Annotated in this window: 14 protein-coding genes; 6 read left to right on the forward strand and 8 right to left on the reverse strand. The window is 60.7% G+C overall.

Features of this window, described 5'->3' with window-relative positions; translation table 11 throughout:
- The first annotated feature begins 127 nt into the window (after positions 1-127).
- Positions 128-1003 carry a helix-turn-helix domain-containing protein gene (locus IF654_RS18275; protein WP_047273462.1) on the forward strand — a complete coding sequence of 292 codons (876 nt, stop codon included), beginning with the start codon at positions 128-130 and terminating at the stop codon, positions 1001-1003.
- Between the two features lie 4 nt (positions 1004-1007).
- On the opposite strand, the gene IF654_RS18280 is transcribed toward IF654_RS18275, so the two are convergent.
- The 3 genes from IF654_RS18280 to IF654_RS18290 all read right to left on the reverse strand — a co-directional run bounded on the left by IF654_RS18280 (position 1008) and on the right by IF654_RS18290 (position 5224).
- Positions 1008-3443, reverse strand: coding sequence for a TonB-dependent siderophore receptor (locus IF654_RS18280; protein WP_047273420.1), 2436 nt, complete (start codon positions 3441-3443; stop codon positions 1008-1010).
- Positions 3444-3683: 240 nt separating this feature from the next.
- Complete coding sequence (locus tag IF654_RS18285) at positions 3684-4670, reverse strand: FecR family protein (protein WP_371057772.1); 987 nt, start codon at positions 4668-4670, stop codon at positions 3684-3686.
- Positions 4670-5224 carry an RNA polymerase sigma factor gene (locus IF654_RS18290; protein WP_080960300.1) on the reverse strand — a complete coding sequence of 185 codons (555 nt, stop codon included), beginning with the start codon at positions 5222-5224 and terminating at the stop codon, positions 4670-4672. The genes IF654_RS18285 and IF654_RS18290 overlap by 1 nt, the downstream gene beginning before the upstream one ends.
- A gap of 181 nt (positions 5225-5405) precedes the next feature.
- Here IF654_RS18290 and IF654_RS18295 point away from each other — a divergent pair, with 181 nt between their 5' ends.
- The 4 genes from IF654_RS18295 to IF654_RS18310 all read left to right on the forward strand — a co-directional run bounded on the left by IF654_RS18295 (position 5406) and on the right by IF654_RS18310 (position 9919).
- Complete coding sequence (locus IF654_RS18295; protein WP_047273461.1) at positions 5406-5894, forward strand: sigma-70 family RNA polymerase sigma factor; 489 nt, start codon at positions 5406-5408, stop codon at positions 5892-5894.
- Complete coding sequence (locus IF654_RS18300) at positions 5891-6856, forward strand: FecR domain-containing protein (protein ID WP_047273417.1); 966 nt, start codon at positions 5891-5893, stop codon at positions 6854-6856. The genes IF654_RS18295 and IF654_RS18300 overlap by 4 nt, the downstream gene beginning before the upstream one ends.
- 95 nt (positions 6857-6951) lie before the next feature.
- The gene (fecA, locus tag IF654_RS18305; RefSeq protein ID WP_194862162.1) at positions 6952-9288 is read left to right on the forward strand and encodes a TonB-dependent Fe(3+) dicitrate receptor FecA; all 2337 of its coding nucleotides are present in this window, start codon (positions 6952-6954) and stop codon (positions 9286-9288) included.
- 202 nt (positions 9289-9490) lie between these two features.
- Positions 9491-9919 (forward strand): HPF/RaiA family ribosome-associated protein, encoded by a 429-nt coding sequence (locus IF654_RS18310; RefSeq protein ID WP_047273415.1) that lies wholly within the window; start codon positions 9491-9493, stop codon positions 9917-9919.
- Positions 9920-9996: 77 nt separating this feature from the next.
- Here IF654_RS18310 and IF654_RS18315 read toward each other — a convergent pair whose 3' ends face one another.
- Positions 9997-10497 (reverse strand): phosphate-starvation-inducible protein PsiE, encoded by a 501-nt coding sequence (locus IF654_RS18315; RefSeq protein ID WP_047273414.1) that lies wholly within the window; start codon positions 10495-10497, stop codon positions 9997-9999.
- A gap of 256 nt (positions 10498-10753) precedes the next feature.
- On the opposite strand from IF654_RS18315, the gene IF654_RS18320 reads away from it, so the two are divergent.
- Entirely contained in the window at positions 10754-11011 is a 258-nt protein-coding gene (locus IF654_RS18320; RefSeq protein WP_047273413.1) for a YebG family protein, read from the forward strand.
- Positions 11012-11113: 102 nt separating this feature from the next.
- On the opposite strand, the gene IF654_RS18325 is transcribed toward IF654_RS18320, so the two are convergent.
- The 4 genes from IF654_RS18325 to hmgA form a co-directional block, all read right to left on the reverse strand.
- The gene (locus IF654_RS18325; RefSeq protein WP_047280068.1) at positions 11114-12136 is read right to left on the reverse strand and encodes a Glu/Leu/Phe/Val dehydrogenase family protein; all 1023 of its coding nucleotides are present in this window, start codon (positions 12134-12136) and stop codon (positions 11114-11116) included.
- A 118-nt stretch (positions 12137-12254) separates the two neighbouring features.
- Positions 12255-12893, reverse strand: a complete 639-nt coding sequence (gene maiA / locus IF654_RS18330; RefSeq protein ID WP_047280049.1) for a maleylacetoacetate isomerase — start codon at positions 12891-12893, stop codon at positions 12255-12257.
- 10 nt (positions 12894-12903) lie between these two features.
- Complete coding sequence (gene fahA, locus IF654_RS18335; RefSeq protein WP_047282090.1) at positions 12904-14208, reverse strand: fumarylacetoacetase; 1305 nt, start codon at positions 14206-14208, stop codon at positions 12904-12906.
- Between the two features lie 2 nt (positions 14209-14210).
- Positions 14211-15515 carry a homogentisate 1,2-dioxygenase gene (gene hmgA / locus IF654_RS18340; RefSeq protein WP_047273410.1) on the reverse strand — a complete coding sequence of 435 codons (1305 nt, stop codon included), beginning with the start codon at positions 15513-15515 and terminating at the stop codon, positions 14211-14213.
- Positions 15516-15594 lie beyond the last annotated feature (79 nt).

Here is a 15594-nt window from a genome sequence, read left to right on the forward strand (position 1 = left end):
CCTGAAGGTGGGCCTCAGTGTGAATCCGCGCCCGTGGGCGCACTTGCAGATTCTTGCGCTTTTGTTGGGCGCAGGGCTGGCAGTGCGCGCACGCAGGAGTAGGATGCAAAACGTTGGAGAACTGACCATGCCTGCTTTCGATACCCTGCAAGTGTTTCAATCCATGAGCCGCTCGCCCAATGCTCGCCTTGAGCACAGTGCCGAGCTCGGTGACGGCATGGCCGCAGCCCTTTGGAGCAACCATCACGACGCCCGCGACTACCAAGCCCCGACCCACCACACGTTGTCGTGCTACATCTCGGGCGGCACCGGCACGTTTCGCCGGGAACAACCGGGCACCAAAGGCGCGCCGGGCAAACTCTGCGTATTACCCGCCGAGCATGCGTCGGCCTGGGTGATTAATGGCGCGATTCGCCTGGCCCACGTGTACGTGAGTCAGGAGCAATTCGCGCTGGGCTGCATTCATTTGCTGGATAAAGAACCGCGCACCCTGCAATTGCGCGAGTTCACGTTCCTGGACGACGCACAGCAGACCGGGCGCTTTCATCAATTGTTAAAACTCAACTGGGCCGAACCGGGCGAGCGCCTGCTCACCAGCAGCCTGGCCAATGAATTGCTCGATCATGCCGTGCTCAGTCAGGTCGGCAAACGCGACGGTTTGCCACTGAAAGGCGGGTTGGCGGCGTATCAACGTCGGCAGTTGGTCGAGACCATCGAGCAGCAACTGGCCGAGCCATTGAGCATCGGCCAACTGGCGGCGCAGTGCGCGTTGTCGCCCTATCACTTCGCCCGGATGTTTCGCGAAAGTGTTGGTCTGGCGCCGCATCAATACGTCTTGGCCAGACGCCTGAACCGGGCGCGGGAGTTGTTGCGCCACAGCTCACTGGCATTGGGCGAGATTGCACTGGCCTGCGGTTTTGCCAGCGCCAGTCACTTCACCAACCGGTTCAGGCAAACCCTGGGCGCGACGCCGGGCGAATACCGCGCGGCGTTCAGGCCCTGACGCCTCAAAACTCCAGCGTGCTGGCCACCGAGACTTGCCGAGAATCCCCCATGGAGACGAAGGTGCGGCTTGCTGCCGAGGTGTAGTAGGTGCGGTCGAACAGGTTTTTGAGGTTGAGTTGCAGTGTGACCTTTTGCCCTTCGACCCGGGTGTCGTAAGTGGCGAAGGCATCGGCCACGGTGTAACCGGGCAGGTCGAAGTCATTGAGCGCATCCCCGGCGCGCTCGCCCACATACCGGGCACCCGCCCCCACGCGCAATTTATCGCCGCCCACGACCGTGCCAAAGTCATACACCGCCGACAGCGAGCCACTGTTTTTCGCCACGTTTTGCAGGCGCATGCCCTTGTAGATCGGGTCCTTGGTCACTTGCGCATCGGTGTAGGCATAGCTGCCGATCAGGCTCCACTGCTCGCTGAGCTGGCCACTGACGTCCAGTTCCAACCCGCGCGAGCTGACTTCGCCCGCCGCCGAATACACCGTGTCGTCGCCCACGGTGGTAGACACCAGTACGTTGCGTTTTTTGATGTCATACAGCGCCAGCGTGCCCGTGATGCGCCCCGGCATGTCCAGTTTGGCGCCCACTTCCCAGGACTTGGCCTGTTCGGGGGCTATGGCCGAGTCCAGCACCACGCCACCGGTCAGCGGGGCAATGGTGGAGTTGGGTTTGAACGACTCGGTATAGCTGCCATAAAACGACAGCTCATCGGTGTAGCGGTACACCAGCCCGGCACGCGGAACCCAGGTCTGGCCGTCGGTGTCGGTGTTGGCGGTGAAGGGGCGACCCTTGCCTGCCAGTTGGTCGTATTTCTGGAAGCGCCCGCCCGCGACGAAAATCCATTGATCGGTGAGGTGAATCGAGTCCTGCAGGAACAGCGAGTCGCTGCGCAGCACATCGGTCTGATTGCTGTCGCTGGCGCTGACGGTGGTGCCCGCCACCTCCTTGCCGTACACCGGGTTGAGGTAGCTGAAAGGGTACTGGCTGTTCTGGCGGATCAGGTCGGCGCGATAGATTTTGCGGTACTCGTCGTCCAGCCCGACTACCAGATCGTGCTGCATGCCCGCCGCTTGCACCTTGCCTTGCAGGCTGACCGTGGCAAAGCGGTCGGTGGTGATTGCGCCTTGGGTGCCGTCCATTTTGCGCGTCAGCGTGCCGGTCTTCGGATTGACCGCCGTGACCCGCACCTGACTGGCGTCGTAGGTTTCGCGGTTCCAGCTGTAGCCAACATGGGCGCTCCAGTTGTCGTTGAGGGTGTGGTCGACTTCCAGCCGGTACAGGTCCGAGCGCCCTTCCATGTTGTTGAAAGGTTCATCCAGACGGCGGGTGGCCGGGATGTCCAACGGGTGGTTGGTGGCCGGGTTGACGGCCGTTCCACGGTCAAACGGCGACAGGAATTCGCGGTGCTCGTACGCCAGCAACACCTGCGTAGTGTCCCCATACCACGCCAGCGAAGGCGCGATCAGCGTTTCACGGTGAGTGCCGAAATTGCGCCAGTAATCTTCGTCTTCGTGGTCAACGATCATCCGATACGCCAGCCCCGACTCGCCCAGTGCGCCGGTGCTGTCAAAACGGCCGCCGCTGCCGTTTTTGCCCGAACCGTAGGTCGAGCCGCGCACGGTCAGCGCGTTGAACTGCGCCAGTTGCGGCTTTTTGCTCACCACATTGACCACACCGCCGGGGTCTTGAATGCCATACAGCAACGACGCCGGGCCCTTGAGCACTTCGACCCGCTCAGCCGTGGCATTGAGCGCCCGGCCCTGCACCAGCGGCATGCCGTCGCGCATGATCGAGCCGTCGCGATTGTCGCCAAACCCGCGTTTCATCACCGAGTCCTGAGTGCTGCCCAGTGTGTTGCCCTGGGTAATGCCGCTGATGTTGTTCAGCGCGTCATCCAGATTGCGCGGCGCTTGGTCGCGGATCACCTGCGCGGCCACCACGTTGACGGTTTGCGGGATCTCCATGCTGTCGCCCTGCCCGCGCATGACCGAGGTCACGGCAGGCGGCTGGTAACTGAAGTCGTCCATGGCCAGCGACGTGATGCTGGTCGCCCCCAGATTCAAGGCCCCGGCCGTGGGCGCAGGCTCAAGGGCGAAGGTATTGGCGTCGGTGCGACGCGCATTGAAGCCCGACTGGGCAAGCAATTGTTGCAGCGCCTGCTCGGCACTCATGCGGCCGTTGATGGCGGGCGCTTGCAGGCCATAGGGCGCTTCGTCGGTGTACACCACGCTCAGGCCGGTCACGCGGCTGAAGTCATTCAAGGCTTGCGGCAAGGGTTCTGCGGGCAGGTTGAACGCAAATTGCGTCGCGCTGTGCTGCACCGGGGTGTCAGCCGCGATGGCCACACTCAACGGGGTTAAGGCCAGACCGACCATCAACAACGCCGAAGCGCCTAACCCCTGTGTAATCGAACCGCGATGCGCTGACCTTGCCTGGGACTTCATGCTCATGACCTGTGTGCCGACCTGTTACGTAATGCGAATTTTTCGCATTTTCAAGCACTACACGGATGGGCGCGGGGTATACCTCACCCCCAGACTGAAAAATAATTGCGCCGTTTTCTCCTCCCCCGCCCCCTCTTGCGCAAGGAGAGGGAACGGGATGTGCGTGAACTGAGGTTCACCTGCTACCGGCCCCGGTCTCATGTGTAAACGCTGTCCCCGGTCTCTACCGTGAGGGCCGTGTCAGCGCAACACGATCAAGCGCCCAAACACGGTGTGCTGTTCAAACCCCAGCACACCTTGCAGCGAATTGAGCACGGCCTGGGGGTCATGGCTGGGGAAGCTGCCGCTGATACGTCGCTGCCCCAACTCGGTATTCAACAGTACGATCTGGCCCGGGAAGTAGCGCTTGAGATCGGCCACCACGTCCACCAGCGGGGTTTTCGAATAGGTCAGCCAGCCTGATCGCCAGCCCAGCCGAGCCTTGCTGTCGACCCCCTGCACAGCACCCGACACCCCGCCGTCATACGCCACTTGCTGGTCGGCGCTGAGAATCTGCTGCGGCGCGTGCGCACCGGCCTTCACGCCGACGCGCCCTGACAACACCGTCACTTGCGCGCCTTCCGGTTGCCTGCGCACTTCAAATTCGGTGCCCAGCACTCGCGCTTCGCCGTTCTGGGCGTCCACGACAAAAGGCTCGCCCGTGTGGCTGACCTGAAAAAACGCCACGCCACGTCGCAATTGCACATGGCGCTCGCCGCCGCTGAAGTTCACCGCAATGGCACTGTCGGCATCCAGCGTGACCCGGGATTGGTCCGCCAGTGTCAGGGTCCGAACCTGGCCTGGCGCACTGACATAATCGGCGCCCAGGTCGTCGATCCAGCGCGCCGGCTGCCACCCGGCGAATACCCCGAGCATCAGCAGCAGGCACGCCGCGACGGCCACGCCACTGGACCATTGCCAGACGCGGTTGCGTTTCGAGACGTTCATGGCCGACAGGTAGCGCTGCATGACCAGCGCCTCTTCTCCGGCCAACCGGCTGCCCGCCACTTCGCTCAACTCCCAGACCACCTGGGCTTGTGCGTAGGCCTCGGCATGGGCGGGGTCGGCGTGCAGCCAGCGGCTGAAGGTGGCCTGATCGCCGCTGTCGGGCTGGTCGTGCAATACGCTCAACCATGCCAGCGCGGTGCGCTCTTGCTCGGGCGTTACCTCAATCGTCGAACGGTTCATCACGGTGCTTTCCCGGTCGGCGGCTCACGCAGGCTGGCCTTGCAGGCCTCAAGGGCGCGCATCATATGTTTTTCCACGGCGCTTTGGGACACGCCCATGACCTTGGCGATCTCGGCATAGGTGCGGCCATGAATGCGGTTGAGCAAAAAGATATGCCGCGTGCGTTCCGGCAAACCGCGCAAGGCAGCCTCGACTTGACGCAAATCATTGCCCGCTTCCAACGCAGCCTGCGGCTCGCAGCCGTGGGTGTCAGCGTCTTGCTGCCAGTGCTGATTGATCCGCCCGCGCGAGCCTTCGCTGCGCAAATGGTCAATGGCGATATTGCCCGCGCAACGCAATAAATAGGTGCCCAATTCTTCGACCTGCACCAGCGGGCGACGCCAAAACCGCACGAACAAATCCTGCACCAGATCCGCCGCGGTGGCCCGACAGCCCACGCGACGACTGACCAAGGCTTCCATTTGCGGGCGCTGGGAGAGAAACACCTGAAGGAAATGCGCACGTCCATGGCGCGATTCGCTGTCAGGGCCTTCCTGATGTTGGGGAGGATTCATGGGCGTCGAAGGTGGGCTAAAGGAAAGCGATACTAATGATAAATATTCTCATATGCAAAAGCAGATGATGGCCTGCGCATCCGCCTGACGATCGTCAGTGATTGCTCAAGACAAGGGCTCACCCCTACAATGCGAACAATTCTTGTTCTCTAAAGCGCGCTCGGTGCACTCGGGGTGGTGGTTGTCGCAGTCAAATACCATTGAAGGCCTGTATCTGGACCACCACCGCTGGCTCACGGGATGGCTGCGGCACAAGCTCGGCTGCCCGCAAGGCGCCGCCGACCTGGCACAAGACACGTTCATGCGATTGCTCACGGCACGGGAGACGCCGGACATCGCGCAGCCCCGGGCGTTTTTGACCACGGTCGCCAAGCGCGTGCTGTTCAATCATTACCGTCGCCAAGACCTTGAGCGTGCTTATCTGCTGGCCCTGGCCGAGCAACCGCAAGCGCTGGCGCCCAGTGAAGAAGAGCGCGCCATCATCCTGCAAACCCTGATGGAGCTGGACCAATTGCTCGACGGCCTGCCGTCCCCGGTCAAGCGTGCCTTTTTACTCGCACAAGTCGATGGCCTCAGCTACGCCGACATCGCTGCGCAACTGGGCATTTCGATTGCGACCGTCAAACGTCATTTGAACAATGCCGCCATGCGCTGCTATTTCGCGCTATGAACGGCGTCTTCAACACCCCGCCAGAGATCGCGCCACAGGTCGCTGAACAGGCCGTGAGCTGGCTGGTGGAAATGCAAGGCGGCGCGCTGAGCCCGCGGCGCCAGCGCGCGTGGCAACAGTGGCTCGACGCCCATGCTGAACACCAGCGGGCGTGGGACCACATTCAGCGAGTCAACCAGCGCCTGCGCGGGTTGTCGTCGCCCCTCGCCCACGCGGCCTTGAACGCCCCGCAAACGCGCACCCGGCGTCAGGCCCTGAAACTGTTGCTGCTGTTAGGCGCCGGGTCGGCCATGACCTACGGCCTGCGCGAGCAACTGCCGCTGACCCCGCTGCTGGCCGATTACAGCAGCCCGATCGGCCAACGGCGCACTGTGAACCTGCACGACGGCAGCCAGATCCGCCTGAACACCGGTAGTTCGGTGGACGTGAGATTCGATGCACAACAACGGCTGATTCGCTTGCTCGACGGCGAGGTGCAAATGACCGTCGCCCAAGAGGCGCGCCCCTTGCACGTGCACACGGCTCACGGTGTGTTGCAGCCGGACAAGGCGCGTTTCAACCTGCGCCAATTCCGCGACCGCACCCACATCGCCGTGTTTGAAGGACGCGTGCAACTGGCGCCACAGGCCTACCCCGGCAGCCCGTTGCAACTCGAAGCGCGCCAGCAAGTAAGCTTTACCCCTCAGGCATGGAGCACCCCACACGCACTCGACGCGGGCAGCGGCGCGTGGGCCGATGGCGTTTTGGTGGCCGCGCACATGCGCCTGGAAGACTTTATCGCCGAACTGAGCCGATACCGTCGCGGCCAGCTCCATTGCGATCCCAAAGTCGCCAACCTGCTGATTTCCGGCACCTACCCGATTGACGACACTGAACGCGTGCTCGATCTGCTGCACGTCAGCCTGCCCGTGCGGGTCAAGCGATTTACCCGTTATTGGGTGACGGTTGAGTCCAACGTTTAAGCGGCTGATTTTTATGTGCCGCCGTGAGCCGATTTCACATCTCGCGTGACAGAGCAGGTAAGCCCCCTCACTTTTGACCTGCTCGGAAACCCGTCATGCCTGTTCAGCCTTCACGTCTCTCTCCACTGGCCCGTCTGGTGCTGGGCGCCAGCCTCAGCCTGGGCGTACTTCCCCAGGCGCTGGCCGACGCCCGGACCTATCACATTGCCCCTGCTTCGCTGGAGGCCGCGCTGAACCAGTTTGGTCGCGAAGCCGGTGTGCTGATTTCATTCGGTTCGGCCACTGCCAGCGGCCTGCAAAGCCGTGGCCTCGACGGTGACTTCAGCACCGAGCAAGGGCTGCACACCCTGCTCGAAGGCACTGGCCTGCAAGCCCGCGCGGAGGGTGAAGGTGCGTTCAGCCTGCAACCGGCAAGCACGCCCGCAGTGCCCGCAAGCATCGAGCTGGGCGCCTCCACAGTGGTCGGCGACTGGTTGGGCGAGGCGGCACAAACCGATGTGTTCGAACACCCTGGCGCCCGGGACGTGATTCGACGCGAAGACTTCGAACGCCAGGGCGCCACCTCGGCGCGGGACGTGCTCAACCGCATCCCGGGCGTCAACGCGCCCGAAAACAACGGCACCGGCAGCCATGACATGGCCATGAACTTCGGCATTCGCGGCCTCAACCCGCGTCTGGCCACCCGCTCCACCGTGTTGATGGACGGCATCCCCGTGCCGTTCGCGCCCTATGGGCAACCACAGTTGTCGTTTGCCCCAGTGAGCATGGGCAATATGGACGCGGTCGACGTGGTTCGGGGTGGCGGCGCAGTGCGCTACGGCCCGCAAAACGTGGGCGGGATCGTCAATTTCGTGACCCGCGCCATTCCCGACGCGCCCACGGTGAAGGCCGGCTTTCAGACCCAGACCAGCCCCTCGTCCAGCCACGACGGCTTCAAGACCACCGGCAACGTGCTGGCGGGCGGCACGGCCGACAACGGCCTGGGCGGTGCGCTGCTGTACTCCGGCACGCGCGGGGGCGACTGGCGCGAACACAGCGACACGCGCATTGATGACCTGATCCTCAAGGGCAATTACTCAATCGATGACGCCAACAGCGTGCATGCCATGGCCCAGTACTACGAGGGTGAAGCCGACATGCCGGGCGGTTTGAGTACAGCGGCCTACAAAGCGGATCCGTATCAGTCGACACGCCCCAACGACAAATTCTGGGGCCGTCGCACGCTGGTCAACGTCGGTTACCGCTATCAGCAAGAGCGTCGCGAATTCACGGTCAACAGCTTCTTCACCAAAACCCTGCGCAGCGGTTATCTGGACCAGGGCACCTTCCTGTCACTGTCACCCCGTGAGTACTGGGTGCGCGGGATCGAAACACGCTTCTCCCAGGGGTTCGATCTGGGCAACACCACCCATGAAGTCGGCGTCGGCTATCGCTATATCAACGAAGCCGGGCACGAACTGCGCTATCGCACCCCGATTGCTGCCAATCAATTACCGACCACCAACAGCCGCAATGACCGCGACACACGGGGTGAGACCGAGGCTCACGCGTTTTTCATCGATGACAAGATCGACATCGGCAAATGGACGTTCACACCCGGTATTCGCTACGAAATGATTGAACAGCAGCAGACCAACCTGCTGACCCACGTTAAATACAAAGGCGACTACAACACGGCGCTGCCCGCACTGAACGTGCTGTATCACGTCAACGACAGCTGGAATCTCTACGCCAACACCGAAGGCTCGTTTGGCAGTGTGCAATACAGCCAGATGCCAAACCGGGTCAGCGGTGGCGAGGTCAAACCGGAAAAAGCCCGTACGTGGGAGCTCGGCACCCGTTATGACAATGGCAACCTGCGGGCGGAGATCGGCGCGTTTCTCATCAACTTCAATAACCAGTACGACAGCAACCAGACCACCGACAACGTCATTGCCCGGGGCAAGACGCGGCATCAGGGCATCGAGGCGAGTGTCAATTACGCGCTGGAGGGCGTGAGCCCGATACTCAGCGGGTTTGATGTCTATGCCACCTATGCCTACGTGGATGCGACTATCCGCGAAGAGGGGCCTAACAAAGGCAATCGTGTGCCCTTCTCCTCCAAAAACAAAGGCACCTTGGGCATCGGTTATACGCAAGGGCCGTGGAAAGCCAACCTCGACAGCAGCTACCAGACCGATCAGTTTGCGGACAATGCCAATACACGCGCAGAAAGCGCTGACGGCAGCACCGGAAAGATCCCTGGCTACATGGTGTTCAGCAGCCGCGTGGGCTACGACTTCGGCCCACAACTGGCGGACCTCAACGTCGCCGTCGGGATCAAAAACATCCTGAACCACGAGTATTTCACCCGCTCGTTCGACGACAACAACAAGGGCAAGTACGTAGGAGAACCGCGCACCGTGTACCTGCAGACATCTGTCGCATTTTGATTCAAATCGTTAAAGGCCCGGCTGCCCGGGCCTTTATGGCTGCCAAAGACTGACGCCGATCACAGTGCGCAACGTTTGCTGAAAATAGTGCTTGAAATATTTGCTCATCGGCTCAAACACTGTAACTGAGCGATGACGATGAACCTTTGTCCACTCGAGGCCGTCACAACTCACTCGAGCAAGCTGAAATAAGGGAAGCATTATGCAAATTAACGTCTTTTCCGATAAACACATCGACAGCGACAAACGCACTCAGGAATGGGTACAAGCAACTGTTGAGGTTACGCTCGAACGCCACTTGGAGGACCTGACTCGGGTCGAAGTGCATCTGAGTGATGAGAATGGTGGCAAGTCCGGTCCCAAGGACAAACGCTGCAAAATGGAAGCACGGCCAAAAGGCCATCAACCGATTTCCGTTTCCCAGGACGCCGATTCGCTGACGCAAGCCGTGGAAGGCGCTGCAGCAAAACTGGAGAACGCGCTGGAACATCTGTTCGGCAAACTGCGTGGCAAGCATTCGCCAAAACTGGCGGTTGAAGGGTTTGAAGAAAAAGAACCCAAAGAAAGCGCTGACGATTTGCTGGAAGAAGAGTTTTTGGAGAAAGAAAAAGAACTCGACAAAATCAGCTGATTTAGCCAAAAGGACGCACTAAAAAAGGGCGGGTCTACTTCGGTAGACCCGCCCTTTTTTGTGTGCCGAACGTGGCGTTACAGCTCGCCCTTCTCCACTTCAGGGTGCTCGCCCGAGCCTGCGCCGGTCTTGCGATGCGGGTTCTCGATCTTCACGGACGGGAACTGCGAAGACGCGTATCGCACCACCAGGATCGCAAACGCCAGCAACAAAATGGCGCCCGTCAAATACACAACGCCCATGTCTGGCGGGTTGTGGTGCGACACGTTGGAAATCAGCAAGCGGGTCAACGCCGTGATCGCCACGTAGATCAGGAAGCGCACCGGCATGTGGTTGGTCTTGAAATAAATCCCGACCATGGCGCCCAGTTCGAGGTAGATGAACAGCAACAAGATGTCGTCAATGCTGATATTGCCCTTCTCCACCATTTGCAAAAATTCCATCACAGCGGCCCAGGCCGTGACCGCGCCTATGGCGAACAGCGCCAAATAATGGAAGGTTTCGACAAACAGGTTGCCCATCGACTCGGCCAGTTCATGGACCTGGCGCCGTAGCTTTTCGGCTTTGTTCACTCTCACGATGCAGCTCCTTGAAACGACTCGAACGGATAATCCGCGATGCTCATGACACTTTTTGCATGCAGAAAAAAGGCCAGCACCGCGAATGAGAAGGTGGCCGGGCGCCATTAGACACGTCCGCCCTGCGCTTCACACCCCAATTGCAGCTAGAGTAAAAAAGCCGCTATTCAAATGCTGGCGATTGGCTTATCCTTTTAGCTGTATATAAATACAGTAATCGCAAGACAACTTATCGTGAAGGCATATGAGGTGGTAAATGGCCGTCGAAGTGGTATACCGCAGCAGCCGAGATCTGGAGCGTTTGTTCATGGATAAAGCCGAAGCTGACCGTCATGACAAAATGCTGGAGCTGGCAGAGTTACTGGCTGAAGTGTTGCAAAAAGCTGTGCCGTCCCTGAACGAGCAGCAAGTCGAAGAAGCAGGCATCTACATGGCGAAAAATCGCGATATCTTTGCCAAGGCCTTCAAGAGCCAGCCGGACGCCTTGTCTGAGCTGCTGACCGACAGCGAGTAAACACCTGCAGCCGTCACCGGGCTCTGGCCAGCGAGCAGAGCCCGACCTTGTGACCGACCGGCATGCGGGCAATCAATCGAGCCCCGGGGCATGCGCTACAGGTTATTCGCCGTACAACATTTTTTTCGCCAGTTCATCCGACACCCTTGCCGGTGAGCGCTTTTCGGCTTGTGCGTGGGCATAAATGCCAGTCAGTCGCTCGCTGATGCGCAGCAGTTGCTGGTTGATGGCTTCAGGTTGCGCCCCTTGATGGGTCAACGCCATGAAGATCAAACCGCCCGAATTGATCACGTAGTCCGGTGCATACAGAATGCCCCGGCGCTCCAGTTGGTCGCCCACCTGCAAGTTGGTCAGCTGGTTGTTGGCGCACCCCGCCACGGCCGAACAGCGCAATTGCGCCACGCTGTGCCAGTTGAGCACGCCGCCCAGACCACAGGGCGCGAGTATGTCGCACGGGGTGCTGAGCAAGGCTTCCGGGGCAATGGGGTGCGCACCCAATTGCTCCATCGCCAGTCGCACTTTGCCCGCGTCGGTGTCGCTGACCAGCAACTCGGCGCCTGCTGCGTGCAGTTGTTCAGCGAGCGCGAACCCGACCTTGCCCAACCCCTGAATCGCTACCCGCAACCCTTCCAGATTATCGCTGCCCAGTCGCCATGACGCCGTGCTGCGAATGCCCGCGAACACCCCCATCGCGGCATGAGGCGAGGGATCGCCCGCCGCAGTGGTGCTGGTGACGTGTTGGGTGTATTGGGCGATGCAGTCCATGTCGGACGTTGACGTTCCGCTGTCGATGGCCGTGATGTAGCGTCCATCCAGTTGCTCGACACAACGGCCGAATGCCTCAAACAAGGCCGCACGGCTTTCAACATGCGGCGCGCGCATGATGACGGACTGGCCGCCGCCCGCTGCCAGTCCGGCCAGTACCGCCTTGTAGCTCATGTCTTGGGCCAGGCGGATCGCATCATTGATCGCACTTTCGTCATCGGGGTAAGCCAGATAACGGCAACCGCCCAGTGCAGGCCCGAATTGACTGTTGTGAATGGCAATCACCGCTTTGAGCCCGGTGACAGGGTCGACACTAAGATGAAGCGACTCCAGACGAGCGCTTTGCATGAGAGCAAACATGTTCCGGCCCTCGAGAGGTGACAGGTAATCGCCAGTATAGGCGTCGCCTGAAAAGTCGTTGAAGTACGCAGGCATAAGCCCGAACAACCTGTGCGGTTTCGGGCATATGTTGCTGGGCTCAAGCCGGGGTATCGGGCTGCCGTGACGGGTGTGCGTTGATGAACGCAGGATGTTGCGCGGCCAGTTGCGCCACGCGCGCGATGCGTGGATAACCTGCCAGCGACACGCTAAAACGCTCGGCCGCATACAACTGAGGAATCAGGTACACATCTGCCAGGCCCGGCTGCGGACCAAAACAAAAACCGCTGTCGCCAATCAACTGCTCGATGGTGGCCAAACCTGAAGAAATCCAGTGGCCGATCCACTGCGTGACATGGGCTTCGCCCTGCCCCAGGGCACGCAGTTGATTGAGCACACTGACGTTGTGCAACGGGTGAATATCGCACCCGATCACACTGGCCACGCCGCGCTCATGTGCGCGGGTGATCAGGTTGTCAGAAAGCAGCGGCGGCTGCGGATAACGCTCTTCGAGGTATTCGATGATGGCCGGGGACTGGGTCAGCACATCGCCGTCGTCAGTGCGCAAAGCCGGCACACGGCCTTGCGGGTTGAGCTTCAGGTAGTGTGGCTGGCGATGTTCACCGCCCCCGGCCGCGATCAGGTTGACCGCGACCGACTGATAATCCAGCCCCTTGAGCGCCAGCGCGATACGCACCCGATACGAGGACGTTGAGCGATAGTAAGTAAAGAGTTCCATGACTCGCTCCTTAACGCGCCGCGATCACCTTGCCACGGCATTCGCCAAACCCGATCGGGGCAAAACCATCACGGGTGCAACGGGCACGCAGAATGATTTCGTCGCCGTCTTCAAGGAATTTACGCACCTCGCCGGAGGCCAATTCGACCGGGTGTTTTCCGCCCTCGGTGAGTTCCAGCAGGCTGCCCAACTGCGAGCGTTCAGGCCCCGACAACGTGCCCGAACCAAACAGGTCACCGGCTTGCAGTTGGCAACCGTTGACGCTGTGGTGCGTCACCAACTGCGCGGCCGTCCAGTACATGTTCAGGGTATTGCTCAGCCCCAGGCGATGAGGTGCCAGGTTTTGTTCGCGCATGGCCTGTGTCAGCAGCAGCACTTCCAGTTCGATGTCGAGCGCGCCAGTGGCCTGATCCTGCTCATCCAGCAGGTACGCCAGCGGCTGTGGATCTCCCTCCGGGCGTTGGGGCTGGGCACGACGGAACGGCTCCAGCGCTTCGGCCGTCACCACCCAGGGTGAAATTGAGGTAATGAAGCTTTTCGACAGGAATGGGCCCAGCGGTTGATATTCCCACGCCTGAATGTCCCGGGCCGACCAGTCGTTAAGCAGACAAAAACCGGCAATATGCTCGCCCGCCTCACTGACAGGAATGGCATCTCCCATCTCATTGCCCTGGCCGATCCAGATACCCAGCTCCAACTCGTAGTCCAGACGGGCACACGGGCCAAAACTCGGCTCGGTCTGGCCTGCTGGCAGGGTCTGACCTTTAGGGCGACGCACCTCGGTGCCCGACGCGCGGAGGGTGGACGCCCGACCGTGGTAGCCAATCGGTACGTATTTATAGTTGGGCAACAGCGGGTTATCGGGGCGGAACAACTTGCCGACGTTTTTCGCATGTTCGATGCCCACGTAAAAATCGGTGTAATCACCGACTCGGGCTGGCAGGTGCATTGTGCAATCGGCAGCCAGTGGTAACAGGCTGGTGCTCTGCGCTTCGATCTTTGCGCGCAGCGTGCTGCCTTCAACGAACAGTTCAATCAAGCGCTCGCGCAGCGCGACCCGGGCACGGCGGCCCAATGCGAAAAGGGCATTCAATGTGCCGCCCAGTGTCGCTTCGACAGCCACCTTGGCCTGGCCTTCGAACAGACCGGCCGCCAGCCCCGCTTCCAGATCCAGAATGTGGTCGCCGATGGCAACACCGCTGCGGGGTGTCGAACCGGCGAGGCTGAACACGCCCAAGGGCAAGTTCTGCAACGGGAAATCGCTGTGCCCGTTGGCAGAGGCGATCCAGCTACGGGCAAGAGTGGACTGGGTCATGCTTATCTCCGGTTCGGGGTGAAGGTGACGGGCAAGGAGGCCCAGCACGCGTCGTATTGAGTTTGCAGTTGCGGGCATTCCAGGGCGTACCGGGTCGCACGCAACACTTGGCTGGTCTCGAACATGAAGGCCATGGTGTTGTCGATCTTGCTCGGTTGCAGGTCGGCCGCAATGGCTTTGCTGCAGGTTTCGCCATCCGGGCCGTGGGCACTCATGCAGCTGTGCAACGATGCGCCGCCGGGCAGGAACCCTTGCGCCTTGGCGTCGTAGCTGCCCTGAATCAGGCCCATGAATTCATTCATCAGGTTGCGATGAAACCACGGTGGCCGGAACGTATTTTCAGCCACCATCCAGCGGGGCGGGAAGATCACGAAGTCCAGGTTGGCCAGGCCAGGAACACTGGTGGGCGAGGTCAACACCGTGAAAATCGACGGGTCGGGATGGTCGAAACTGACCGTACCAATGGTATTGAAGCGGCGCAGGTCGTATTTGTACGGCACGTTGTTACCGTGCCAAGCGACCACGTTCAGGGGCGAATGATCCAGTTCACAGCCCCAGAGTTCGCCAAGGAATTTTTGCACCAGTTGGGTCGGTTGCTGACGGTCTTCGTAGTGCGCCACCGGGCTCAGGAAGTCTCGCGGGTTGGCCAGGCCATTGCTGCCGATTGGCCCCAGGTCCGGGAGGCGCAACGGCGCGCCGTGGTTTTCAGCGACATAACCGCGCGCCTGCGCATCCAGCAGCTCAACGCGGAATTTCATGCCGCGCGGAATGACCGCAATCTCCAGAGGCGCCAGGTCCAGACGCCCCAACTCAGTGGCAATCCGCAGGCGGCCCAGCTCAGGCACGATCAACAGTTCGCCATCGGCGTTAAAAAACACCCGCTGCATCGAGCTGTTGGCGCAGTAGTTATAAATGCTGATGCCTGAAGGCTGGTCTGCCGTGCTGTTGGCAGCCATTGCCACCAGGCCGTCGATGAAATCGGTCGACGCATCCGGGATCGGTAGCGGGTTCCAACGCAAGCGGTTCGGTGTCACCGGGCCCAGCGTGCCGCCAGCCAGTTGCCGCTCAAGTTTGCTGAACGCAGGGTGATTGGCCGACGGCTGGATGCGGTACATCCACGTGCGGCGCGCTTCGCTGCGGGTCATGGTGAAGGCGGTGCCCGACAACAATTCGGCGTACAGGCCGTAAGGGGCTTTTTGCGGGGAGTTCTGGCCAACCGGCAAGGCGCCGGGCAGTGCCTCGCTGCAAAATTCGTTGCCGAACCCGGATTGATACTCAAGGGTCGACGAGGACAGTTCGAGGGTCATGGAGCCTCCAGAGTGGAGAAAGCAGTTAACTGCGCTCAGCGCTGAATCAGTGCGCGCACCACTGCATTATTTTTATCGT

The sequence above is a fragment of the Pseudomonas lundensis genome, assembly GCF_015377145.2.
Lineage (GTDB): Bacteria > Pseudomonadota > Gammaproteobacteria > Pseudomonadales > Pseudomonadaceae > Aquipseudomonas > Aquipseudomonas lundensis.